The sequence below is a fragment of the Nocardioides sp. Z24_21 genome (assembly GCF_058134345.1).
This window is the reverse complement of sequence record NZ_JBYTTH010000005.1, coordinates 24502-46763: the sequence shown is the minus strand read 5'-3', so window position 1 is coordinate 46763 and position 22262 is coordinate 24502. Positions and strand designations below refer to the sequence as shown.

The 22262-nt window shown below is 72.7% G+C and carries 22 protein-coding genes; 5 read left to right on the top strand and 17 right to left on the bottom strand.

The window, feature by feature from the left end; genetic code table 11:
• Positions 1-47: 47 nt before the first annotated feature.
• Complete coding sequence (locus AC3X7Z_RS15585) at positions 48-800, top strand: SDR family NAD(P)-dependent oxidoreductase (protein ID WP_489976508.1); 753 nt, start codon at positions 48-50, stop codon at positions 798-800.
• 162 nt (positions 801-962) lie between these two features.
• Here the strand turns inward: AC3X7Z_RS15585 and AC3X7Z_RS15580 are convergent, their stop codons facing one another.
• Genes AC3X7Z_RS15580 through AC3X7Z_RS15570 form a run of 3 tightly spaced genes read right to left on the bottom strand, consistent with a single transcriptional unit; the run spans position 963 to position 2941 of the window.
• A complete protein-coding gene (locus AC3X7Z_RS15580) occupies positions 963-1535 on the bottom strand; it encodes a P-loop NTPase family protein (RefSeq protein WP_489976507.1) in 573 nt (190 codons plus the stop codon).
• Positions 1528-2373 (bottom strand): PHP domain-containing protein, encoded by an 846-nt coding sequence (locus AC3X7Z_RS15575; protein WP_489976506.1) that lies wholly within the window; start codon positions 2371-2373, stop codon positions 1528-1530. The genes AC3X7Z_RS15580 and AC3X7Z_RS15575 overlap by 8 nt, the downstream gene beginning before the upstream one ends.
• 1 nt (position 2374) lies before the next feature.
• Positions 2375-2941: a histidine phosphatase family protein gene (locus tag AC3X7Z_RS15570; protein WP_489976505.1), complete on the bottom strand. Its 567-nt coding sequence runs from the start codon at positions 2939-2941 to the stop codon at positions 2375-2377.
• A gap of 50 nt (positions 2942-2991) precedes the next feature.
• Here AC3X7Z_RS15570 and AC3X7Z_RS15565 point away from each other — a divergent pair, with 50 nt between their 5' ends.
• Positions 2992-4182, top strand: a complete 1191-nt coding sequence (locus AC3X7Z_RS15565; protein WP_489976504.1) for an MFS transporter — start codon at positions 2992-2994, stop codon at positions 4180-4182.
• Between the two features lie 13 nt (positions 4183-4195).
• Here the strand turns inward: AC3X7Z_RS15565 and AC3X7Z_RS15560 are convergent, their stop codons facing one another.
• Together AC3X7Z_RS15560 and AC3X7Z_RS15555 are read right to left on the bottom strand one after the other, a co-directional pair.
• Positions 4196-4381 (bottom strand): DUF5302 domain-containing protein, encoded by a 186-nt coding sequence (locus AC3X7Z_RS15560; RefSeq protein WP_489976503.1) that lies wholly within the window; start codon positions 4379-4381, stop codon positions 4196-4198.
• A 67-nt stretch (positions 4382-4448) separates the two neighbouring features.
• A complete protein-coding gene (locus AC3X7Z_RS15555) occupies positions 4449-5261 on the bottom strand; it encodes a class I SAM-dependent methyltransferase (protein WP_186341477.1) in 813 nt (270 codons plus the stop codon).
• A 36-nt stretch (positions 5262-5297) separates the two neighbouring features.
• On the opposite strand from AC3X7Z_RS15555, the gene AC3X7Z_RS15550 reads away from it, so the two are divergent.
• Positions 5298-6392 (top strand): hypothetical protein, encoded by a 1095-nt coding sequence (locus AC3X7Z_RS15550; RefSeq protein WP_489976502.1) that lies wholly within the window; start codon positions 5298-5300, stop codon positions 6390-6392.
• On the opposite strand, the gene AC3X7Z_RS15545 is transcribed toward AC3X7Z_RS15550, so the two are convergent.
• From AC3X7Z_RS15545 to AC3X7Z_RS15515, 7 genes are all read right to left on the bottom strand, one after another.
• A complete protein-coding gene (locus tag AC3X7Z_RS15545; RefSeq protein WP_489976501.1) occupies positions 6368-7411 on the bottom strand; it encodes a MaoC family dehydratase in 1044 nt (347 codons plus the stop codon). The genes AC3X7Z_RS15550 and AC3X7Z_RS15545 overlap by 25 nt on opposite strands.
• A 57-nt stretch (positions 7412-7468) precedes the next feature.
• Complete coding sequence (locus tag AC3X7Z_RS15540; protein WP_489976500.1) at positions 7469-8620, bottom strand: Gfo/Idh/MocA family protein; 1152 nt, start codon at positions 8618-8620, stop codon at positions 7469-7471.
• Positions 8621-8650: 30 nt separating this feature from the next.
• Positions 8651-9493: a sugar phosphate isomerase/epimerase family protein gene (locus AC3X7Z_RS15535; protein ID WP_489976499.1), complete on the bottom strand. Its 843-nt coding sequence runs from the start codon at positions 9491-9493 to the stop codon at positions 8651-8653.
• A gap of 101 nt (positions 9494-9594) precedes the next feature.
• Positions 9595-10845 (bottom strand): substrate-binding domain-containing protein, encoded by a 1251-nt coding sequence (locus AC3X7Z_RS15530; protein WP_206054527.1) that lies wholly within the window; start codon positions 10843-10845, stop codon positions 9595-9597.
• Positions 10845-11954, bottom strand: a complete 1110-nt coding sequence (locus AC3X7Z_RS15525; protein ID WP_186341472.1) for an ABC transporter permease — start codon at positions 11952-11954, stop codon at positions 10845-10847. Before AC3X7Z_RS15525 ends, AC3X7Z_RS15530 begins: the two co-directional genes overlap by 1 nt.
• On the bottom strand, positions 11951-13093 hold the full coding sequence (locus AC3X7Z_RS15520) for an ABC transporter permease (RefSeq protein WP_489976498.1): 1143 nt from the start codon (positions 13091-13093) through the stop codon (positions 11951-11953). Before AC3X7Z_RS15520 ends, AC3X7Z_RS15525 begins: the two co-directional genes overlap by 4 nt.
• Positions 13090-14625 (bottom strand): sugar ABC transporter ATP-binding protein, encoded by a 1536-nt coding sequence (locus tag AC3X7Z_RS15515; protein ID WP_489976497.1) that lies wholly within the window; start codon positions 14623-14625, stop codon positions 13090-13092. Before AC3X7Z_RS15515 ends, AC3X7Z_RS15520 begins: the two co-directional genes overlap by 4 nt.
• Positions 14626-14740: 115 nt before the next feature.
• Here AC3X7Z_RS15515 and AC3X7Z_RS15510 point away from each other — a divergent pair, with 115 nt between their 5' ends.
• The gene (locus AC3X7Z_RS15510; protein ID WP_241005349.1) at positions 14741-15928 is read left to right on the top strand and encodes an ROK family transcriptional regulator; all 1188 of its coding nucleotides are present in this window, start codon (positions 14741-14743) and stop codon (positions 15926-15928) included.
• Positions 15929-15960: 32 nt separating this feature from the next.
• Here the strand turns inward: AC3X7Z_RS15510 and AC3X7Z_RS15505 are convergent, their stop codons facing one another.
• Positions 15961-17157: an acyl-CoA dehydrogenase family protein gene (locus AC3X7Z_RS15505; protein WP_489976496.1), complete on the bottom strand. Its 1197-nt coding sequence runs from the start codon at positions 17155-17157 to the stop codon at positions 15961-15963.
• 133 nt (positions 17158-17290) lie between these two features.
• Between AC3X7Z_RS15505 and AC3X7Z_RS15500 the strand changes: the two genes are divergently transcribed.
• Positions 17291-17887: a hypothetical protein gene (locus tag AC3X7Z_RS15500; protein ID WP_489976495.1), complete on the top strand. Its 597-nt coding sequence runs from the start codon at positions 17291-17293 to the stop codon at positions 17885-17887.
• Positions 17888-17897: 10 nt separating this feature from the next.
• Here AC3X7Z_RS15500 and AC3X7Z_RS15495 read toward each other — a convergent pair whose 3' ends face one another.
• The 4 genes from AC3X7Z_RS15495 to AC3X7Z_RS15480 are packed head-to-tail and all read right to left on the bottom strand — an operon-like array spanning position 17898 to position 22240.
• Positions 17898-19337, bottom strand: coding sequence for a phospholipase D-like domain-containing protein (locus AC3X7Z_RS15495; protein ID WP_489976494.1), 1440 nt, complete (start codon positions 19335-19337; stop codon positions 17898-17900).
• 44 nt (positions 19338-19381) lie between these two features.
• Positions 19382-20449, bottom strand: a complete 1068-nt coding sequence (locus tag AC3X7Z_RS15490; RefSeq protein WP_186341467.1) for a hypothetical protein — start codon at positions 20447-20449, stop codon at positions 19382-19384.
• The gene (locus AC3X7Z_RS15485; RefSeq protein WP_186341466.1) at positions 20446-20661 is read right to left on the bottom strand and encodes a DUF6752 domain-containing protein; all 216 of its coding nucleotides are present in this window, start codon (positions 20659-20661) and stop codon (positions 20446-20448) included. The genes AC3X7Z_RS15490 and AC3X7Z_RS15485 overlap by 4 nt, the downstream gene beginning before the upstream one ends.
• 13 nt (positions 20662-20674) lie before the next feature.
• On the bottom strand, positions 20675-22240 hold the full coding sequence (locus AC3X7Z_RS15480; RefSeq protein WP_489976493.1) for a class I SAM-dependent methyltransferase: 1566 nt from the start codon (positions 22238-22240) through the stop codon (positions 20675-20677).
• Between the last annotated feature and the right edge of the window lie 22 nt (positions 22241-22262).

Here is a 22262-nt window from a genome sequence, read left to right as displayed (position 1 = left end):
GCCGGACCGGGGTGCGAGCCGGGGGCCGGTGCTGAAATGCTGTCCGCATGAGCACCGCACTGATCACCGGCGCGAGCGCCGGCATCGGCCACGAGTACGCCGTCCAGCTCGCCGCTCGCGGCGACGACCTGGTCCTCGTCGCACGCGACGCCGCCCGGCTCGAGCAGGTGGCCGAGGAGCTGCGTCGCGCCCACGGGGTGCAGGTCGAGGTGCTGGTCGCCGACCTCGGCGACCGCGAGCAGCTCGCCACGGTCGAGGCCCGGGTCGCCGACCGCGAGCGCCCCGTCGACCTGCTCGTCAACAACGCCGGCTTCGGGCTCAAGCAGCGCTTCCTCGACAACTCCGCCGACGACGAGACCGCGATGCTCGAGGTCCTGGTGACCGCGGTGCTGCGGCTCAGCCACGCCGCGCTCGGCGCGATGGCCGAGCGCGGCCATGGCGGCATCATCAACGTCTCCAGCGTCGCGGCGTTCCTCCCCCGCGGCACCTACTCGGCCGCCAAGGCGTGGGTCAACAGCTTCAGCGAGTGGGCCCACCTGGAGTACCGCTCGCGCGGCGTCACGGTCATGGCGCTGTGCCCCGGCTTCACCAAGACCGAGTTCCACCAGCGCATGCAGGTCGCGCGCGGCGACGGCTTCCTGTGGCTCGACGCCGACTTCCTGGTCCGCACGTCGCTGGAGGACTTCGACAAGGGTCGCGCCTTCTCCATCCCCGGCGCGCAGTACAAGACGATCGTCGCGCTGACCCGGGCCATCCCCCACCGGGTGCTCCGGCTGACCCAGTCGATCGGTCGTCGGTGACCGCACGCATCGCCCCCGCCGAGGTCGGTGACGCCGAGGCGCTCGGCGACCTGCACCTCGAGCGGCGGATGGTGCGCTGCTAGGCCGGGATCGTGGAGGATCCGAGTCACCTGGTGGCTCGGATCCTCCACGATCTCGTCGCCGCGCCCCGGGAGCGTGAGGTCAGTCGGCCGGCGCGAGGGTGGCGAGCCACGCCTCCAGGTCGCGCGGCCTGCGGAAGAGGAGCACCGGCGGCCCATCAGGAGAGCCGGCCCAGGCCCGCATCCGCGCGCGCTTGCGGCCGAAGGACCGGAAGTGCCACACCAGGATCGAGTCGCGGCGCAGCATGGCCCGCCACGTCTCGACGTTGCCGTTGCACCGGGGCTCGCGCGTGATCGCGCCCGACGCCGTGCGCCGCACCAGCCGGCCGAACGAGAGCCAGCGCGGATAGTCGAGGCCCACCACGAGCTGGGCGCGCGGGAGCACGAGGTCGAGCCACGCGCCGTACGCCGAGTCGAGCAGCCACCGCTCGTCCGCGACGACCCGCCCGATCACCTCGCGCTGCACCTCCGGGTCGACCGGCACCCACCCAGGCAGCCAGGTGAGCTCGTCGACCAGCGTCACGGGGTGGCCGGTGCGGGCGCCGATGGCGAGCGCGGCCGTGCTCTTGCCCGACCCGGTGACGCCGTAGACCAGGACGCGCTCGGGGAGCACCGTCGGGGGCCCGGTCGGCGGCCCGGTCGTGGGCTCAGCCATCGAGGGGGTTGCGGGCCAGCGAGAGCAGCCGCTCGTACTGCTCGGCGTCGGTGGTGTTGACGCCGAGGTCGTGGTCGACCTTGCCGAGGCCGTGGTGGTCGCTGCTGCCGGTGACGACGAGGTCGAGGTCGGCGGCGATGCCGCGCAGTCGGGCGCGCACCTCGGGCGGGTGGTCCTGGTGGTCCACCTCGATGCCGGCGAGCCCGGCCTCGGCGAGCGAGGCGAGCGCCTCCTCGTCGAGGACCGTGCCCCCGCTGCGGCCCCACGGGTGCGCGATCACGGCCACTCCCCCGGCGTCGGTGACCAGGCCGATCGTCTCCTCGAGCGCGGGGGCCCAGCGGTTGACGTAGCCGGGGCGACCCGGATCGAGCAGCACCCGGAACGCCTCGGTGCGGTCGGCGACCAGGCCGAGGCGCACGAGCGCGTCGGCGACGTGGGGCCGGCCGGCCGCGACGGAGCCGCCGGCCTCGCGGTGCACGTCGTCCTCGGTGATGTCGATGCCCTCCGCGCGGAGGGCCGCGACGATGGCGGGCGTGCGCTCGGTGCGTCCGGCGAGGATCCGGTCGAGCGTGGCGGCGAGCGCCGGATGCGTCGGGTCGGGGAGGTAGCCGAGCAGGTGGACGCCGCGGTGGCCGTACCTCGTGCTGATCTCGAGGCCGGGCACGAGCGTGATGCCGACCTCGTCGGCGGCGCGCCGCGCCTCGGCCCACCCGGACATCGCGTCGTGGTCGGTGAGCGCGACGACGTCGAGGCCGGCCGCGGCGGCCTCGCGCACCAGGTCTGCGGGGGTGTCGGTGCCGTCGCTGGCCGAGGAGTGCGTGTGGAGGTCGATCCGCACGTCAGCTGTTCCAGCTCAGGAGGGTGGGGTGCTCCCGCTCGTAGCCGAGGACCGAGATGGTCGAGGTGTCGAGCTTGAAGAACCGGCCCTCCGCCGGTGACTGCTCGAGCCACCGCGCCGTGAGCACGCGCAGCGAGTGGCCGTGGGCGAAGACGAGCGCGCGGTCGTGGCGCCGCGCGCGGGCGACGACGCGGTCGAGGCGCGCCGCGACCTCGTCGGGCGTCTCGCCGCCGGGCGTGGGGTGCGTCCACACGGTCCAGCCGGGCACGGTCTCCCGGACCTCCGCGGTCGTCACGCCCTCGTAGTCGCCGTAGGCCCACTCGACGAGGTCCTCGTCGACCTCCGCGTCGGGGAAGCCGGCCAGCTCGGCCGTACGACGCGCGCGCCGGCGCGGGCTGGTGAGCACCAGGTCGAACGCCACCTCGGCCAGCCGCGGCGCCAGCGCGGCGGCTGCCGCCTCGCCCTCCTCGGTGAGCGGCAGGTCGGTGGTCGAGGTGTGCCTGCCGTCGCGGCTCCACTCCGTCTCGCCGTGCCGGACCACCCAGAGCTCGGGACCATCGGAGGACATGTCGCGGAAGTCTGCCACGACGGGCGGGGAGGGCTGCCACGATGCTCAGCATGACGACGGTGGGACGGAGCGGGGCGGAGCCCGAGCTGCGCCGGGCGCGCGGAGCGATCTCGGCGGCGTTCGGCGTGCAGGGCCTGGTCTTCATCAGCCTCACCACCCGGCTCCCCCGATTCCAGGACCGGTGGGACCTCGACGAGCTCGCCCTGTCGGGCGTCCTGCTGATGATGGTGCTCCTCGCCGGGGTCGGCTCGCTGGTCGCCGAGCGGCTCGCCCCTCGCCTCGACAGCGCGGTCGTGCTGCGCGCCGGCCTGCTCGTGGTCGCGGTCTCGGTGGCGGTCGTGGTCCTGGCGCCCACCACGCTCGTCTTCGTGCTCGGCCTCGCGGCGTACGGCGTGGGGCTGGGGCTGGTCGACGCGACGGGCAACATGCAGGCGGTGGCGCTCGAGCACCGGCTCGGTCGCGTCGTGCTGCCGTCGTGCCACGGCGCCTGGACGCTCGGCGGTGTGGTCGGTGCCGTCGGCACGCTCGCCGCGGGCGACCTCCCGTGGTCGGCGGTCGCGCTGGTCGCGGTGCTGCCGCTGGCCGCCGCGGTGGCGCCCTTCCTGGCGCGCGACCACGGCGTGGCCGCGAGCGGCACGCCGGTGGACGTCCCGTGGCGGGCGATCGTCGCGGTCGGCCTGGCCTTGGTCGTCTTCTACACCGTCGACACCGCCGCGGCGACGTGGGGGCCGGTCTACCTCGACGCCGTCTTCGACGCGCCCGAGGGGCTGGTCGCCCTGGCCACGCTGCCCTACCTCGTCGCGAGCGGGCTGGTGCGGCTCGCCGGCGACCGGCTCACCGAGCAGGTCGGCGCGGTGCGGCTGCTGCGGGTCGGGGCGGGGGTGGCCCTCGTCGCGCTCGCGGTGGTCGTCGCGGCACCCTCGTGGCCGGTGGCGGTGCTCGGCTTCACGCTGCTGGGCTGCGGGGTCGCGGTCGTCGCGCCGCTGAGCTTCTCCGCCGCGGCGGCGCTCGCGGGCCGCGACGCCGACCCGGCGACCCGCCGGGTGCGCGTCGACGCGGTGGTCGCGCGGTTCAACCAGTTCAACTACGCCGGCGCGCTGCTCGGCGCGGTGATGACGGGGGCGGTCGGCTCAGGATCGCTGCGGATCGGCTTCGCCGTGCCTCTGGTGCTCGTGGTGGCGCTGTTCTGGCTGGCGCGGGCCTTCGCGCCGGCGGACGAGGTGCCCGCCGGCGCGAGGTGACCGCCCATCCGGGTCACGCGCCTCCGCCACCGGCCTTGCGACGGTGCATCGGCTTGGCGACGTTCTTGTCGTTGACCTCGGATCCGTGCGCCTTCTCGCGCGACCCGGCCGTGTCGTCGGGGTGGTGGTGGCCCTTCTTGCGATCGAGGGCCTCCCGCATCTTCGCCTTGATGTCTGCGTTGGGGTCCTGATCAGCCATGAGGTCCTCCTGGTCGTGACGGTACGGGTGGTCCACCCTGTCAAACCCGACCACGCGGGTCGAGCGGTTAAGGCCGTCGCAGCACGTCGAGCCGCGCGCCGAGCCCGCCCGTCATCCGGTGGACCTGCCAGCGGCACCGGGCCACCGTCACGTCGTAGGCCGCGTCGCCGAACTCCGCGCGGTAGCGCTCCGGCTCGCGCAGCAGCCGGGCGAGGTGCAGCAGCGCCCGACCGGCGGTGCCGTCGTGCTCCTGCGACCACTCCGCCCACTCCGAGGACAGGTCGATGCTGTCGACCACCTCGAGGCCGGAGCGCTCGATCGCGGCGTCGACCGCCCGCGGGTCGGCGGCGGCCGGCACCACGCCCAGCACGTCGAAGAGCCACGCGGCCTCCACGTCGCCGAGCAGGTCGGTGGCGACCACCTGGTGGGCCACGACGTAGCCGCCCGGGCGCAGCACCCGGGCGAACTCGGCGAGGGCGTCCTCGGGGTGCCCGACGTGCACCATGGCGTCGCGGCACCAGACCAGGTCGAGCATGCCGTCGCGCACCGGCAGGTCGGTGGCGGTGCCCCGCTCGAAGGCCAGGCGTGAGGCGATGTCGGGCACGAGGTCGCGCCGGACGGCGCGGGCGTGGTCGAGGTGTCCTTGGACGACGTCGAGGCCGAGCACCCGGAAGCCGAAGTGGGTGGTCAGCCGGACGGCGTGGTCGCCGTCGCCGCACGCGACGTCGACGACCCGGCTGTCGGGCGGCAGGCCGAGCTCGCGCACCACCTGCAGCAGCATCGAGGGGTCGCGCGGGGCGAGGCTCTCGTCGAGCCGGGCCTCGAACGCCGTCTCGGTCCGCCGGTCGATGTCGTGGAGGAGGTCGCGGTCGCGGTGCACGGATCGAGTCTGCCGTGACCGAGTAGGGTCGCCCGCATGGCTCGCCGTGTGTTCCTCCACGTCGGGACCGCGAAGTCGGGCACCACCTTCCTCCAGGACCTGTGGTGGCGCCACCGCGACGAGCTGTGCACCCGCGGGCTGCTGCTGCCCGGGCGCCGCCGTGACCACTTCGCGGCCGCGGCCGTGGTCAAGGGCATGTCGACGGTGCTCGACACCCTCGACGCGCGCGAGCTGGGCGCGTGGAGTCGGCTGGTCGAGGAGACCCGCGAGTGGCCCGGCGACGCGCTGGTGTCCAACGAGCACTTCTCCGACTCGCCGCACGGCGCCGCGGCGGCCGCCCTCGCCGACCTGGCCGGCGCCGCCGACGAGGTGCACGTCGTCGTGACCGCCCGCGACCTCGGCCGGGTGCTGCCCTCGGCGTGGCAGCAGCGGGTCAAGATGGGCGCCCGCCAGCCCTACCGGCGCTTCCTCGCCACCGTGCGGCGCGGCGAGGGCGACCAGAAGTTCTGGCGCTACCAGGACGTGCCGGCGATCCTCTCCCTCTGGTCCACCGGCCTGCCCGGCGAGCGGGTGCATCTCGTCGTCGTACCCCCCGCGGGGGCGCCGCGCGAGGAGCTGTGGCTGCGCAGCGCCGCCGTGCTCGGCGTCGACGTCACCGGGCTCGACACCGAGGCCCAGCGCCCCAACGACTCGCTCGGACTGGTCGAGGCCGAGCTGCTCCGGCGGGTCAACGAGCGCCTGCCGCGCTCGCAGCGCTCCCCCGCCCTGACCCGCCACGTCAAGGCGACGTTCGTGCCGCGGGCGCTCGCCGGCGCGGCGCCCCGCGAGTCGTTCGTCCTGCCCGCGCGCCACCACGGGTGGGTCCGCGAGCGGTCCGAGGCGACGGTGGCCGACCTCCGATCGCGGTCCTACGACGTCGTCGGCGACCTCGACGACCTGCTGCCCGCCGACCCGCGCACCGGTCGTACGCCCGACGACGCGACGGACGCCGAGCTGCTCGACGCCGGTCGCACCGTCCTGGCCCGGCTCGGACTCGACCCGGCCGGCTCCCTCGACGACGCGCTCGACGCGATCGCGGCCGACCTGCTCCGCACCGGCGGCGGGCCTCAGCGCGGGACGAGCGCCCAGTAGTCCAGGTCGAGCAGCACGCCGTCGGTGTAGGCGCCGGCGTCGCCGCGCAGCGTCATCGACTCGTCGCGGCCCTTGGTGGCCACCAGCCGCAGCCGCAGCGCCCCCACGCCCGGGGCGTCGAGGACGGCCGTGTCGAGCACCTCCGACCACGCGTGCACGGTGTCGCCGGCGAACGCGGGTGCCACGTGGGCGCCGGCGTTGATCGCGGCCACGAGCTGGGCGTTGGCCAGCCCGTTGAACGACAGCGCCCGCGCCAGCGAGATCACGTGGCCGCCGTAGACCAGGCGCCTGCCGTCCGGGCGTGCCTCGGTGCTGAAGTGCACCTTGGCGGTGTTCTGCCACAGCCGGGTGGCCATCATGTGCTCCGCGTCGGTGAGCGTCACGCCGTCGACGTGGTCGATGCGCTCGCCCACCTCGTAGTCGCCGAGCCGGTGCGGCTCGCCCGCAGCCACCACGTCGTACGACGAGAGGTCCAGGCCGGCGGGCACCACGAGGTCGCCGGCATCGACCGCGCCGGCCAGCGCCGGCACCACGGTCTCCGGGGCTGGGGAGTCCGCCGAGCGCTTGTGCACCATCACCCAGCGGGCCCAGTCGACGACGACCTCGCCGCGCTGGTTGGTCGCGGTCGAGCGCACCCACACCACGCCGGTCCGCCCGTTGGAGTTCTGCTTGAGGCCGATCACCTCCGAGCGGGTGCGCAGCGTGTCGCCCGGCACGACGGGCAGGTGGAAGCGGCACTCCGCGTAGCCCAGGTTGGCGACGGCGTTGAGCGACACGTCGGGCACCGTCTTGCCGAAGGCGATGTGGAAGGCCACGAGCTCCTCGACCGGGTGGGGCGCCAGCCCGACCGACGCGGCGAACTCCGCGGACGAGGGGACCGCGAAGCGGGTCGGGTAGATCGCGCCGTAGAGCGCCCGGTCGCCCTCGGTGACGGTGCGCGGGGTGGCGTGCTCGATCACCTGCCCGACGGTGAAGTCCTCGAAGAAGCGGCCGGGGTTGGTCTTGACCTGCGTGCCCATGCCGGACATCGTGCCGCAGCCGTGGCGCCCCCGGCGGCCGCGCTCACGTGGGATCCGTCACGCGTCGACGTCGACGCAGCTCCCGCCCCGCGCCGCGCTCTCCTCGATCGCGGCGAGCACGCGCTGCACGGCCAGGCCGTCCTCGAACGACGGGGTGGGCTCCTCACCGGCCGCGAGGGCGGCGAGGAGGTCCGCCGCCTGGTTGGTGAACGTCGCGTCCCAGCCGAGCACGTGGCCGGGCGGCCACCAGCCGTCGATGTAGGGGTCGTCCTGGTCGGTCACCAGGACGCGGCGGAAGCCCTCCGAGCCGTCGAGGCAGAGGTCGAGGTGGTTGAGCGACTCGAGGTCGAAGCGCAGGGCGCCGTTGCTGCCGTAGACCTCGATCCCGAGCGCGTTCTTGCGGGCGGTGGCCATGCGGGTGACCTCGAGGCTGACCACGGCGCCGCCGTCGGTGCGCAGGGTGCCCCACGCGGCGTCGTCGACGCTCACCTCCTCGGGACCGTCGACGCCCTGGCGCTCGCGCACGAACGTGTGGGTCAGCGCATTGACCGCCGTGACCTCCTGGCCGAGCAGGAACCGCACCTGGTCCACGGCGTGCGAGCCGAGGTCGCCGAGGGCGCCCGACCCGGCGAGCTCGCGGCGCAGCCGCCAGGTCATGGGCGCGGCGTCGTCTGCCAGCCAGTCCTGCAGGTAGGACACGCGCACCTGGCGCACGTCGCCGAGCCGGCCCTCGGCGATGTGCCGCCGCGCGAGCACCAGCGCCGGGACGCGCCGGTAGTTGAAGCCGACCATCGAGTGCACCCCGTGCTCGCGGGCGGCTCGGGCGGTGGCGACCATCTTCTCCGCCTCGCCCAGGGTGTTGGCGAGCGGCTTCTCGGCGATGACGTGCTTGCCGGCCTCCAGCGCGGCGATCGCGACCGCGGCGTGCAGGTGGCCGGGGACGCAGACGTCCACGATGTCGACGTCGTCGCGCTCGATCACCGCGCGCCAGTCGGTGGCCGACTCGGCCCAGCCGTACTGCCTGGCCGCCATCGCCACCGCCTCCGGGTCGCGACCGACCAGGACCTGCTGGCGCACGCCGGGGGCGCCGGGTCGGAGCGAGGCGACGTTGCGCCAGGCGTGGGAGTGGGCCTTGCCCATGAACGCGTAGCCGATGACGGCGACTCCCGGGGACCCGGCGGCGCCCGATGCGCTGGGGGTGCTGGTCACGTGCTTCTCCTGCCGTGAGGTGGCGGTCGCTCAGGCGAGCGACCGGAGGAACGACAAGCCGTCTCGGGCGAGCTCGTCCTGGGTGGGTGCCAGCGGACGCCAGATGGAGGCGGCCGTGGCGATGGAGGCGTTGTCGGCCGTGAAGCTCTCGATGACGAGCGGGCCGTCATAGCCCACGTCGTCGAGGCCGCACACGAACGCGCGCCAGTCGGTCTGGTCGCCTCCCGGCGCGCCGCGGTCGCTGCCGCAGACCTGGACGTGCGCCAGGTGGGGGCCGGCGGTCCGGATCGCGCCCGCGCTCGAGCGCTCCTCGATGTTGAGGTGGTAGCTGTCGAGCGCGAGTCCGAGGCCGTCGCCGAGCAGCGGCCCGAGCGCGTCCAGCGCCTGGTCAACGGTGTTGACCAGGGAGGTCTCGTAGCGGTTGAGCGGCTCGATGCCCAGGCGCACGCCCCGCTCGGCCGCGTGGTCGACCACGGGTGCGAGGTGCCGGCGGACGTCGTCGTACGCCGCCCGCCGCGCGTCGGCGTCCATGCGCCACACGCGGCCGGTGGCGGCGTAGAACGGGCCGCAGACCGTCCGCGCGCCGATGCCGGCCGCGAAGTCGATGCAGGCCCGCAGGTAGTCCTGGGTGTCGGCGACGCACGCGGCGTCGACGAGGTCGCGCCCCGGTGCCATCGCCCCCACGACGCACGGCGTCAGGCCGGTCTCGGCGAGCACCTCGGCCACGACCGGGACGGTGAGGTCGCCGGTGTTCTCGAGGGGCAGCTCGACGGCGTCGAAGCCCATCGTGGCGACGTGCCGCAGCAGTCCGGCCACGTCCGCGTCGGTCAGGGGTGAGGTCCAGACCCACGTGTTGACGCCGATCTCTCGCATGGAGGTCCTTCCGGATGCTGGGCAGCGGGGTGGAGGGGACGGACGTCGGTGGGCCGGGCGGCCCGGCCCACCGACGGGTGCATCAGTCGATCATCGCCTGATCAGGGGATCTGGCGCTCCTGCCAGACGTCGGGGTAGCCGACGAGGTCCTCGCCGCCGAACTTGGCGTAGTGGCCGTCGGGCATGCCGTCGTTGGCCTCGAGGTAGTCGCCGCGCTCGTCCTCGGTGATCGGGGCCTGCGGGAGCACCCACTCCCGGGGGACCTCCTCGCCGGCGAAGATCTTCTGCAGCGCGAGGAGCGGGGTGCGCCACTGGAAGTTGGAGTAGACGGGCGCCAGGCCGGTCAGCCCGGTGTCCTCCCACTTGCGCAGGAAGCTCATCTCGTCCTCACCGGTCATCACCGGGTAGTCGGCACCGAAGTCCTCGAAGGCCTCGATCGCCGCGACGGCGCCGTCGCCGGCGTCCATCCAGACACCCTGGACCTCGCCCTTGCCAAGCTCGTCGGTGATGATCTTCTTGATCTCGGTCGGGTCGGCTCCGGTGAAGTAGTCGACCGCCTCGATGCCGTTCTCCTCGAAGAGCTTCTCCGCCGCGGCCCAGCGCTGCTCGAGCACGTCGACGCCGGGCAGGATGCGCAGCGCGACGACCTTGTCGCCCTCCTCGAGGTTGTCGATGAGGAACTCGGCGGTGTCGATGCCCCACGCGAAGCCACCGATCGGGTGGATGAAGGTGGTGGCGCAGTCGGTCTGCACGCCGCGGTCGAAGACGACGACGGGCTTGCCGGTCTCGCACGCGCGCTCGACCGCGTCGGTCATCGCGGCGGTGGAGTTGGGCGAGATGATGAAGGCGTCGCAGTCGCCCTCGGAGATGAAGTAGTCGATGTCGGCGATCTGGGTGTTGTCGTCGTCACCGGCGTCGCGCGTCTCCATCTCGGAGATCACGCCCTCGTCCTGCAGGGCCTTGAGCTGCTGGTTCATGGTGATCCAGCCGGTCTGGCGCCACGGGTTGGAGATGGAGGCGTTGGCGAAGCAGGCCTTCTGGGCGCCCTTGGCCTTGTAGTCGGCCGTGTCGGTCATCTCGCCGTCGATGTACTGCAGGTAGGGCGTCTCGGGGTCGCCCTCGAAGGTCGCCGAACGTTGGTCGAACTGGGTGTCGTAGACCTCCTGGTCGAACCATTCCTGCTCCTCGGCGGGGCTCTCCTCGGAGGCGTCCGGGGACTCGGACGTCTCCGAGCTCTCGTCGGTGCCGGCGGTGGAGTCCGTCGGGTCCTCGGTGCTGCACGAGGTGGCGAACACCCCGAGCAGCAGGGCCGAGGCCACTGCCATCGGCGCGCGGTGGATCGTGTGGCGCATCAGTTGTCTCCTGGTTCGGTGCCCGGTCGGGCAGTGGTGGGTGGTGGTGCGGGTGCTGCGGGGCGAGACGAGGGACGCCGACCCAGCGACCAGGCGCGGGCCGCCAGGGCGACGGCGAGGATGATGATCACGCCCTGGACGGAGTTCCTCCAGGTCGACTCGACCTCCTGGAAGTTGAGGAACGAGAACAGCAGCTCGAGGGCGAACGCCCCGGCCGCGGCGGAGAGGAGCCAGCCCCGCCCGCCGCCGAGCACGACCCCGCCGAGCACCACGGCCGTGATCGCCTGGAACTCGTAGCCGGCGCCGACGGAGGGGTGCACGCCTGCGTAGCCGACGAGCAGGATGCCCGCGACGGTGGCCGAGAGTGCGGACAGGATGAACGCCCGCGTCTTGACCCACCAGACCTGTGCGCCCGCGACGCCGGCGGCGTCGGGGTTGTCGCCGGTCGCGACCAGCGTGCGGCCGAACGGCGAGCGCATCAGCCAGACGCCGGCCGCCGCGACGGCCACGAGGATGACGACCGAGTAGGGAAGGACGTCGAGGACGGGCACGTCCTGGATGCCGCCGCGGCCGATCTCGCGGAAGGCGTCGACCGGGTTGCCGGTGGCGGCGCCCCCGGTCAGGTAGCGCACCAGACCGCCGAGGGCGAGCATCGTGCCGAGCGTGACGATGAAGCTCGGCACCTGCAGGATCGTGGTGCCCAGCCCGTTGACCAGGCCGACGACCACCCCGATGAGCAGCATCAGGCCGATGGCCGGCAGCACGCGTCCCTCGTCGTCGCCGATGTAGTTGCCGGCGATGACGACCTGCGTCGCGATGACCGCGCCCATGGAGAGGTCGAACTCACCGGAGACGATCACGTAGTACTGCCCCATCGCGGCGATCGCGATCGGTGCGGTGCGGCCGATGAAGCGGATGAGCTGCGGCGGCTCCCCGAAGGACGGGTTGACCCACACGACGGCGATGAGGAGCAGGGCGAGCAGGATGAACACCGCCCCGCCCGGGGTCAGCGCACCGCGCAGGATCCGCTGCGGCAGGGAGCCCTCCGTGAGCGGCAGGGTGCGGCCGGCGGCCGTGGCGGCCGGGGAGCCGGAGGTCGCGGTGCTCATGCGGTCTCCTCCTTCGTCGTGGATCCGGTCGTGGAGCCGGGGGCGGGCAGCGTGGGCCGGTCGGGGCCGAAGCGGGGTGGCCGGCGTACGACGCTGCGGCGGGCGTAGACCGCGACGGCGAGCACGATGACCAGGCCGCGCACGAAGTCCTTGAGGAACGGGTTGACCTGCATGACGCCCATGACGTTGTCGAGCACGGCGAAGATCGCGACGCCGCCGATGGTGCCGACCACGCTCCCCTTGCCGCCGGCCAGCAGGGTGCCGCCGAGCACGACGGCCGCGATGGACAGCAGGTCGTAGCGCCCCTGCGAGCCGATGGTGGGCAGGCCGACCCCCGTGCGCGAGAGCAGCAGCAGGCCCGCCACGCCGGCGAGGAGCGAGCAGAGGACATGCGCGGCGACCACGGGCATCGTCGTGCGGACACCCGACATGCGGGCCACGTCGCGGTTGCCGCCGATGGCGTAGAGGTGATGGCCCAGGCGGGTGTAGCGCAGCATCAGCGTGACCAGCAGCGCGGCCACCAGCAGCAGGATGAACGCCGTCGGGACCACGGCCGCGATGCCGCTGCGGCCGAGCAGCTCGAGCGCGGGCGAGGCGTCGCCGTGGCTGCCCTGGTAGTTGGAGGCGAGGTAGCCGCTGACGATGAGGCCCACGCCCAGGCTGGCGATGAACCCGTGCACGTCGAAGACGCTGACCACCACGCCCATGACCAGCCCGACCAGCGCGCACAGGACGAGGGTGTTGAAGATCGCGGGCCACAGGTTGCCGTCCAGGCCCTTCATCCCGCCGGCAGCGATGACGGTGGCCAGGCTGACGACGTAGGGCACCGACAGGTCGAGGCTGCCCACGAGGATCACCAGGGTCTGGCCGATCGCGATCAGGCCCAGCACGCTCATTGCCGTCAGCACGGCCCAGGTGTTGCCCTGGCTGAAGAAGTTGCGGCCCTCGACCGCGGTCAGCAGCGCCGACGCGACGACGACGACGAGCAGCACCAGATAGATGAGAGCGGTCGAGTCGAGCCGGCGCGCGCCGCGCGGGCGCGCCGCACGACTGCGGCGTGCCGGGTCGCGGGGCTCCCGGCCCGGCGCGGAGGCGGGTATCCGGGCCGGGTCCGGCGTCCGGTCGGTGGTGGCGCTCATGCGGCCTCCTCGCTCGCGGCCCCGGTGGCCATCGCCAGCACGGCCTCCTCGCTCGCCCCCGACGGGAGCGAGCCGGCGAGGGTGCCGTCGCGCATCACGAGGATCCGGTCGGACATGCCGATCACCTCGGGAAGCTCGCTGGAGACCATCAGCACGGCGACGCCCTGACGCGTCAGCTCGCGCATCAGCTCGTAGACGCGGTGCTTGGCCCCGACGTCGATGCCGCGGGTCGGCTCGTCCATCAGCACCACGAGCGGGTCGATGCTGAGCCACCGGGCCAGCACCACCTTCTGCTGGTTGCCGCCGGAGAGGAACTGGACCTCCTGGCCCAGGCTGTGGGCGGCGACGTCCAGGTTGGACAGCACGCCGGGCATGTCACGGCGGGCAGCGCCGGTGCGCCGCGGGAAGACGGCCCGCACGACGCCGAGGGCGTTGTCGAGGATCGACTGGTTGAGCGCGAGGCCCTTGGCCTTGCGGTCCTCGGTGATGAACGCGAGCCGGGCGCGTACGCCCTGGCGGGGGCTGGCCACCTCGAGCGGGGCGCCGTCGAGGGCGATGGTCCCGCGCGCGACGGGGTGCACGCCGAAGACGGTCTCGAGGAGCTCGGTGCGACCGGAGCCCTGGAGGCCGGCGATCCCGACGATCTCGCCCGCGCGGACCTCGAGGGAGACGTCGTCGACGTAGCCGTTGCCGACGCCGGACAGCGCGAGTCGGACGTCGCCCGCGGTGACGTCCGCCGGCTTGTCGGGGAAGTAGGTGGTGAGCGGTCGACCCACCATCAGGCGCACGAGCTCGGCCTCGCTGAGCTCGCCGGCCGGCCGGGTCGCGACCTGCCGGCCGTCCTTGAGGATGGTGATCGTCGAGCAGAGGTCGAAGACCTCCTTGAGGCGGTGGGAGACGTAGAGGATGGCGACGCCACGGTCGGCGAGGCGTCGGATGATCGAGTAGAGGAGCTCGACCTCGTGGTCGGCGAGGGCGGCCGTGGGCTCGTCCATCTGGATCACCTTGGCGTCGAAGCTGACAGCCTTGGCGATCTCGACGATCTGCTGCTCGGCCACCGACAGGCTCCGCACCAGCGTGCCGGCCCGGAGGCCGGACACGCCGAGGCCCTCGAGCAGCTCCTCGGTGTCGCGGCGCATGCGCGCGGTGTCGACCGGGCCGAGGCGGCCCAGGCGCCGGGGCTCCCGGCCGAGCCAGATGTTCTCGGCGATGGTGCGCTCGAGCAGGAGGTTGAACTCCTGGAACACCGTGGACACACCGGCCCGCTGGGCCTGCACGGGGTGGCTGAACGAGACCTGCTCGCCGCCGACGACGATCGTGCCGCTGTCGGGGGTGTGGACCCCGGCGAGCATCTTCATGAGTGTGGACTTACCGGCTCCGTTCTCGCCGACGAGGCCGTGGACCTCACCGGCGAGCAGGGTCAGGTCGACGCGGTCGAGCACGGTGTTGCCGAAGAAGCTCTTCGTCATCCCGGCGGCCGCCAGGGCGGTGTCGGAGGGGGTGTTCGCAAGGGCGTTCGCGGGGGTGTTCACGGGCACGTTCGCAGGCACGGGCCACACTGTGGCACGCGTCACGGGCTTCTGTCGAGAACGTGACAAAAGTGTCTGGTTGCGCGTGCAAAGTCGCGCATGTGCTTGACTCCGCATCGTGCGAACCGGCGAGCTCTTCGACCTGCTGCGAGACGGAAGGCCCTGGACCCGTGCCCAGCTGGCCGAGGCGACCGGGCTGGCCCGCTCGACGATCACGGCCCGGATCGACACCCTCATGCGGCTGGGCCTGGTGGCGCCCTTCGGCGGCGCCCGGTCGACCGGCGGGCGCCCCCCGGCGCTGTTCGCGCTCAACCCCACCGCCAAGCTCGTCGTCGGCGTCGACCTCGGCGCCACCCACGCGACCGCGGCGCTGACCGACCTCAACGGCTCGATCCTCGGCGAGGTCGACGCCCGCATCGCGGTCGGCGACGGTCCCGAGGCCGTGCTGTCCTGGGTCGTGGAGTCGGTCCGCGACCTCCTCGCGGCCAGCGACCGGCCGATCGACGACCTCGCGGCCATCGGCATCGGTCTCCCGGGGCCGGTCGAGCACGACACCGGGCGCCCGATCAACCCGCCGATCATGCCGGGCTGGGACCGCTTCGACGTGCCGGCCTACCTCCAGGAGCAGTACGCCGTGCCGGTGCTCGTCGACAACGACGTCAACATCATGGCGCTCGGCGAACGACGCCAGCACCTGCGCGACGTCGACGACCTGGTGCTCATCAAGGTCGCCACGGGCATCGGTGCCGGCATCGTCTCCGGCGGCGTGCTCCAGCGCGGCGCCCAGGGCACGGCCGGCGACCTGGGCCACGTCCGGGTCCCGGGCGCCGACGACGTGATGTGCCGCTGCGGCAACTCGGGGTGCCTCGAGGCCGTCGCGGCGGGCCCGGCGCTGGCGGCCGCGGTCCGCGCGCAGGGTGAGGCCGCGGAGGACGGCGGCGACGTGGTCGAGCTGGTCCGCTCGGGCAGCCGGGTCGCGATGGGCGTCGTACGTCAGGCCGGGCGCGACATCGGCGAGGTCGTGGCCACCATGGTCAACCTGATCAACCCCTCGGTCGTCGTCATCGGCGGCCAGGTGGCGGGGGCGGGCGAGCACCTGCTCGCCGGGATCCGCGAGTCGGTCTACCACCGGTCCCTGCCGCTGGCGACCGAGCACCTGCGCATCGTCACCTCACGAGCCGGCGGCGAGGCGGGCGTGCTCGGCGCCTCGGCGCTGGCGATCGAGCACGTGCTGTCCCCCGACGTCGTCGAGGCCGCCAGCGAGGCGCTGGCCGCGGCCGACGCCGCTGCGGAGACCGCCGGCTGACGCGGCCGCGCCTCCGTCGCCCGCGGCGGGGCTCAGTCCAGCTTGTAGTCCTTGAGCAGGCTGCGACCGATGATCATCTTCTGGATGTCGGAGGTGCCCTCGCCGATGAGCATGAACTTCACCTCGCGCATCAGCCGCTCGATCTCGTACTCCTTGGAGTAGCCGTAGCCGCCGTGGATGCGGAAGGAGTCCTCCACGACCTCGTTGGCGTACTCGCTGGCGACCATCTTGGCCATGCCGGCCTCGACGTCCATGCGCTGGCCGGTGTCCTTGAGGCGTGCGGCCTTGACCATCATCGTGTGCGCGACCTCGACCTTGGTGGCCATCTCCGCGAGACGGAACAGCACCGCCTGGTGCTCGGCGATCGGCTTGCCGAAGGTCTTGCGCTGCTGGGCGTAGGCGATGGCGAGCTCGAAGCCGCGCCACGCCAGCCCGCACGCACGGGCGGCGACGTTGACCCGGCCCACCTCGACGCCGTCCATCATCTGGAAGAACCCCTTGCCGGGCTCGCCGCCGAGGATCTGGTCCGCGCCGATGCGGTGGCCCTCGAAGATCAGCTCGGTCGTCTCGACGCCCTTGTAGCCCATCTTCTCGATCTTGCCCGGCACCGTGACGCCCTGGGCGGTCTCGCCGAACCCGGCCTCCTTCTCCACCAGGAAGGTCGTCATGTTCTTGTAGACGCTCTCGGCACCCTCGTCGGTCTTCGTCAGCACCGCCACCAGCGTCGACGTCGCCCCGTTGGTCAGCCACATCTTCTGACCCGTGATCGAGTAGCTGCCGTCGTCGGCCCTCGTGGCCTTGGTGGACACCGCGGACACGTCGGAGCCGAGGCCCGGCTCGGACATCGAGAACGCCCCGCGCACCTCGCCGGTCGCCATCCGCGGCAGGTACTTCTGCTTCTGCTCCTCCGTGCCGTGCTGGACCAGCATGTAGGCGACGATGAAGTGGGTGTTGATCACGCCGGAGACACTCATCCAGCCCCGCGCGATCTCCTCGACCACCAGCGCGTAGGTCAGCAGCGACTCCCCCAGCCCGCCGAACTCCTCGGGGATCGTCAGGCCGAAGACGCCGAGCTCCTTGAGCCCCTCGATGATCTCGGTCGGGTACTCGTCGGCGTGCTCGAGCTCCTGCGCGACCGGGATGATCTGCTCGTCGACGAACTGCCGCACCGCCTTGAGGATCTCGCTCTGGTCCTCGGAGAGGCCGTCGGTCTGGCAGAGGCGGGGCATGTGATGGCTCCTGGACGCTCGCGGCTGGATCGCACGGAGTCTAGGTCGCCGGCGACGGCCGGGGGCAGGGTCCGGCGCCGAGACAGTCGTCACACGGGACCCGGCCCCGGACGCCCGTGAGAGACTGGCGCGCATGCGACCCATCCGTGTGATCGGACCAGCCCTGGGAGCCTCCCTCGTCCTGCTCGCCGGCGCGTGCGGCGACGACGCCTCGACCCCTGACGCCGGCGTCGACCCCTCGTCGGAGACGTCGTCCGCCTCCCCCACCGAGAGCGTGACCCCGGTCGAGCCGATCGACTTCGGCACCGAGCCGGCAGTGTCGCCGCGCTACAAGAAGGCCGCGCTCCGCGCGACCGCCGACGGGCTGATCACGATGGTGCCCTCGACCCTGCCCGACGGCTGGACCGCCGTCGGCGGCGGCTACCAGCCCGACCCGCAGTGGTGGCGCCTGGAGTTCACGGCGCCGGCCGGCGAGGTCGTCCTCGACCAGCTCCCGGGCACCAGCGCCGAGGTGCTCGGCGACCAGCCCGACCTCACCGCGGCCGACGACGTCGACCTGTCCGACTGGGGCACCGGCACCTGGTCGGCATGGGACCACGCCGGCGCCACCGTCCTCGCGCACGACCTCAAGGGCAGCACCGTGGTGCTGCAGGGCCCCGACCTCGAGACCGTCCGCGGGCTCGCGGAGTCCCTCCTGCCGGCCGACGAGGCGGGCGCGCAGGAGGGCTGAGGCACCTCGGTCAGTCGTTCTCCCAGGTGGGGCCGCCGGCGCTCAGCCCGTCGGGCTCGACCGTCACCATCGGCCCGACCCCGACCCGACGGCCGTCGACGGTCTTCCACGACGAGTAGGTCGTGGTGTACGCGTCGCGGCTGAAGGGCTTCTTCCACATCAGGTTGAAGTTCTTCATGTAGTCGCGCACCATCCCGCGCCCGTGCATGCTGAAGAGGATCTCGTCCTGGGGCGTGCCCAGGCTCGACCAGTTGGTCGACCCGGTCCACACCATGTGGCTGTCGATGTTGCCCTTGTAGGACCCGCGCAGCACGAAGTACTTGTGGTGGGTGTAGCGCTCGATGGCCTCGGGCATGTTGTCGATCTCGGGGTCGCCGGTCGGCACGTCGTCCCTGAGGTTGAACCCGGTCGAGCGCAGCGGCACGCGGCCGCGGGCGGTCGGGGCGCCGATGTGCTGCTTGGTGTGGAAGCCCATCAGCCCGTAGTTGACCCGCAGGTTGCACCCGTCGGCGTAGAGCTGGCGCAGCCGATCGGCGATGTAGTTGCCGCGGCCACCGCGCATGGTGTGCATCGACAGCGCGAGCTGGGTGCGCCGCTGCGTCCCGGCCGCGTCGGTGTAGACGCACTCGATGTTGTTGAGGATGTCGAGGATGACGTCCTTGTTGGGCGTGGTGTGGCGGGGGAAGACGATGTTGAAGTACTTGTGCTGGTCGCCGGAGGGGCACGTCGTGCCGGCCTCGCAGAACGCGTAGGAGGCACGGCGCTTGTCCCAGTCGGGGCGCATGTCGTTGAACAGTCGGATGAACTGGTCGTAGAGGGTCTTCTTGCCGACCGTGGTCCACAGGTCGTTCCACTGCCAGCGCACGGCGTTCATCGTCATGTTCTGCGAGCCGAGCATCACGACGTTGCGGTTCTTGCCGGTGCGGCTGAACAGGTAGAACTTGCTGTGCAGGTTGTTGTACTCGTTGTCGTCGGCGCGGCAGCCCGACTTGCAGCGCTTGAGGAAGCTCGACTTCTTGGTCTTGTGACCGAGCACCCGCTGGATGCGCACCTGCGCGTTGGGCACGAGGTGGTCGTTGAGCAGCACCTGCACCTTCACGCCGCGGCGGTGGGCGCGGATGAGCTCGTCGGCGAACACCTGCCGGTCGAGGGAGTAGGCGGAGATGACGATCTTCTCCCCGCGCGGCGTGTTGCGGATCGCGCGCAGGATGTGGCGCTCGATGACGTAGCGGTCCTTCTCGACCATCGGGTTGTTGAACTTGGCCCCGGTGGGGACCTTCCACTTCTTGTTGGGCTTGCCGGGCTTGCGCGCGGCGGGCGCGGCCGACGGAGCGACCTGGCCGACCTGGCCGGCGGGCGCGGGACCGGCGGACGCCGCTCCGGACGTGGGCGCCACCAGGGCGGCCACCAGCCCACAGGCGGCGAGCAGGGCAACGGACTTGGAACGCACAACGACTCCTACGTGGCACCGGATGGCGCCCCGTGGCGCCCGGATCAGGGGTTCCCCCGACGTGGCGGCACATCACCTGTGCTCGCGCGGACGTCGGCCACGATATCAGCGACGAGGCGTGAGGCAGATTCCAGAAGCTCCTCGGCGGTGACCGTGTCGGGCTCTCGTCCCGGTGGACCCGTCGGCTCGGCCGTCAGGGCGGAGAGCTCGCCCAGCACGTGGAATCCCCGCTCGGCGATCAGGGCGGCGGCGGCGCGGTCGAGCTCGGCGAACCGCGCCCGGTGGTGTGCCGGCATGCCCCCGCGCTCGCGGGGCTGGCGGGCCAGCAGGTCCTCGGCGAGGTAGCCGCGGATCCACACGCCGCGCTCGTGCGCGGAGTAGCGGGGCAGGTGCTCGTTGACCAGCCGGAGGGTCTCGATCTGCACGATGCCCAGGGCGGGGTTGACCGCCTCGGCGGGTGCCGGGTAGTCGTCGGGGTCGATGCCGAGCACGTCGGCGAAGTGACGCCAGTGCAGGTCGCGCGGCTGCCCCGCCCCGGGCATCACCAGGACGTGCACCCGCTCGCTCGGCAGCTCGGCGGTCCAGCGCTCGAGCACCCCGGCGAGGTCCCAGGTGCGCATGCTGAACTCCGGACCGCCCGCGGCCCGGCCGGCCATCACCGCGTCGAGGCCGACGGTGCCGCCGTTCTTCACCGACTCCTGCCACCCGGCGGAGACGACGCTCGCGGCGTCGCGCGCGGTGACGACGAGGTGCACCTCGGCCCCCGGGAAGTCCGCGACCGCGCGGGCGGCCTGCTCGGCGCTGGCGCCGCAGAGGAACTCGTGGGTGATCAGCACGTCGCCGGGGTGCGCGGCGGCCTCGTCGACCAGCCGGCGCCAGGTGCCCGGAGCGTCCGGGTGCCGCTTGGCCAGCCTGGGCCGCTCCTGCAGGTCGAGGGCCGCCCACAGGTGCTCGCGGTGCCCGAAGCCGGGCAGCAGCACGCCGTCGGCGAGCAGGCGGTCGCGGTTGCCCCAGACCACCTGCTGGAGGTAGGTCGTGCCCGTCTTGGGCAGTCCGATGTGGAGGAAGACCCGACGCGGTCCGCCGCGGCGCTCGCGCGGGCCAGGGCTCAAGAGAAGTCCCCTCGATACTTCTCGAGCAGCTCCGCCAGCCTCTCCTCGTCGCGCGCCGCGACCGGCAGCAGCAGCTCGGTCACCACGTCGGTGAGCTCGGCGACGCGCACGTTGAGCGCGCGGTTGTCCTGCACGGCCTCCTCCAGCGCCGCGACGCGCCTCTCGAGGTCGCGGGTGTCCCCGGTGACGGAACGGTTCCTGCGTCCGAACATGTCTGCTCCCACCTCACGCGTTCCAGTCGATGATCATGCGGCACACCTGCGAGCTCCCGGGGGCCGACGACACCGGCTCGCGGACCTCCTCCACGATGCGCCCGCCGGACTCGGCCACCTCGGCGGCCACGACCGCGGGGTCGAGGGGCTTGCGGGCACCGGTGCGGCGAGCGTAGCCGTCGCGCCCCTTCTCGCTGAGGAACTGCAGGTGCAGGGCGCCGTCGGTGCCGGCCAGCATCATCCGGGCCGCGCGCAGCATGTTGAGGCGCCCGCGGCGACCCAGCCGCTCGATCACGTGCACGCACCCGACCGCCCGCGGTCCGGGCAGCCGCGCGATCCAGGCGGGGACGGCCAGCACGTGGCGCAGCTCGAGGAGGTTGAAGAGCTGGAAGGTCACGCGCTCGTCGTCGGCGCGGCGCCGCGCCTCCTCGTCGAAGGCGTAGGGCTGGAAGTCCAGCCCGATCGCGGTGACGCCGCGGTCGGCGAACCAGGCGACGTCGGTGCCGCGACCGCACCCGATGTCGACGTAGGTCGCCAGGCCGGGGTGGCGCTCGGCAACCTCGCGCGCGACGGGCGACACCGACGCGGCGTGGTGCGCCGTGCGCTTGTGGTAGGCGTGCCAGCCGGCACGACCGGTGCGCATCCCCCGGAACCAGCCGTTGAACAGCTCGATGGTGCTCTCGGGCGTGGTGAACTTGTAGGCCGGGTCGGGCACGCGCCAGTGCGGGCCGTAGGTGGCGGTGAGGAACTTGTCGGCGTGGGCGGGCACCGGGAACTCCCGGCCCTCCAGCGACGCCGTGCCCAGCGGGTAGATCCACTCGCGCTCGAACGGCACGGCGATCTCGCCCATCAGGTAGAGCATCCCGTCGCGCATGAACCCGCCGAACACGTCGAGCCCACGGTCGAGGCCGTCGCTCTCGAGGACGTGGACCTTGAGGGCGATCGCGCTGTAGCGGGTCACCCGGTAGCCCATGTCGGTGAGCGCCCGCTGGATGCGGAACGACTCCCGGATCACGTCGACGGGGTGGTCGTGGCCGCTGACGTAGCCGAGGTCGGCGTCGCTGTCGTGGCCGATCAGGCCGCCGTCGCGGATGGCGCCGAGTGCGGTGCCGTAGGCGAGGAAGGCATCGAGGCCCACCTCGCGCAGCGCGCCGAGCACCTCCTCGATGGCGTCGAGCAGCGGCTCGACCTGGGCGGCGTCGCGGGTGTCGAAGGTCTCGACGAGCTTGAGCGACTTGTCGAGGGCCAACGGCCGGCCGGCCGGGTTGACGACCTCGATGCGGTCGGTGCCCTCACCGAACTGCACCGTGCGGGAGAACAGCACGGTGTCGGTGCCGGGGTCGGTGAGCGTCACCTCGGTGACGCCGTCGAGGAACGGGCGCAGCGGCTTGGGCCAGGCGAGGGTGATCCCGTCGTCGCCCGGCACGCCGTCGCGCAGCAGCCAGAACGACCAGATCCGCCGACCGTCGAAGGCCACGTCGACCAGCTGCTCGCGTGCGCCGCCGACGAGCAGGCCCGCGGCGTCGATCCGGAGGACCTCCAGCGCGACGGGACGCCTCAGCTGGCTCAGGGACCTCACGGGGCGTGAGTATATCGACGGC

Excerpts from the sequence above, each read along its gene's own strand:
- AC3X7Z_RS15585 (WP_489976508.1), top strand. The coding sequence starts at position 48 with ATGAGCACCGCACTGATCACCGGCGCGAGCGCCGGCATCGGCCACGAG.
- AC3X7Z_RS15580 (WP_489976507.1), bottom strand. The coding sequence starts at position 1,535 with ATGGCTGAGCCCACGACCGGGCCGCCGACCGGGCCCCCGACGGTGCTC.
- AC3X7Z_RS15570 (WP_489976505.1), bottom strand. The coding sequence starts at position 2,941 with ATGTCCTCCGATGGTCCCGAGCTCTGGGTGGTCCGGCACGGCGAGACG.
- AC3X7Z_RS15565 (WP_489976504.1), top strand. The coding sequence starts at position 2,992 with ATGACGACGGTGGGACGGAGCGGGGCGGAGCCCGAGCTGCGCCGGGCG.
- AC3X7Z_RS15560 (WP_489976503.1), bottom strand. The coding sequence starts at position 4,381 with ATGGCTGATCAGGACCCCAACGCAGACATCAAGGCGAAGATGCGGGAG.
- AC3X7Z_RS15550 (WP_489976502.1), top strand. The coding sequence starts at position 5,298 with ATGGCTCGCCGTGTGTTCCTCCACGTCGGGACCGCGAAGTCGGGCACC.
- AC3X7Z_RS15545 (WP_489976501.1), bottom strand. The coding sequence starts at position 7,411 with ATGGGCACGCAGGTCAAGACCAACCCCGGCCGCTTCTTCGAGGACTTC.
- AC3X7Z_RS15535 (WP_489976499.1), bottom strand. The coding sequence starts at position 9,493 with ATGCGAGAGATCGGCGTCAACACGTGGGTCTGGACCTCACCCCTGACC.
- AC3X7Z_RS15530 (WP_206054527.1), bottom strand. The coding sequence starts at position 10,845 with ATGCGCCACACGATCCACCGCGCGCCGATGGCAGTGGCCTCGGCCCTG.
- AC3X7Z_RS15525 (WP_186341472.1), bottom strand. The coding sequence starts at position 11,954 with ATGAGCACCGCGACCTCCGGCTCCCCGGCCGCCACGGCCGCCGGCCGC.
- AC3X7Z_RS15520 (WP_489976498.1), bottom strand. The coding sequence starts at position 13,093 with ATGAGCGCCACCACCGACCGGACGCCGGACCCGGCCCGGATACCCGCC.
- AC3X7Z_RS15505 (WP_489976496.1), bottom strand. The coding sequence starts at position 17,157 with ATGCCCCGCCTCTGCCAGACCGACGGCCTCTCCGAGGACCAGAGCGAG.
- AC3X7Z_RS15500 (WP_489976495.1), top strand. The coding sequence starts at position 17,291 with ATGCGACCCATCCGTGTGATCGGACCAGCCCTGGGAGCCTCCCTCGTC.
- AC3X7Z_RS15485 (WP_186341466.1), bottom strand. The coding sequence starts at position 20,661 with ATGTTCGGACGCAGGAACCGTTCCGTCACCGGGGACACCCGCGACCTC.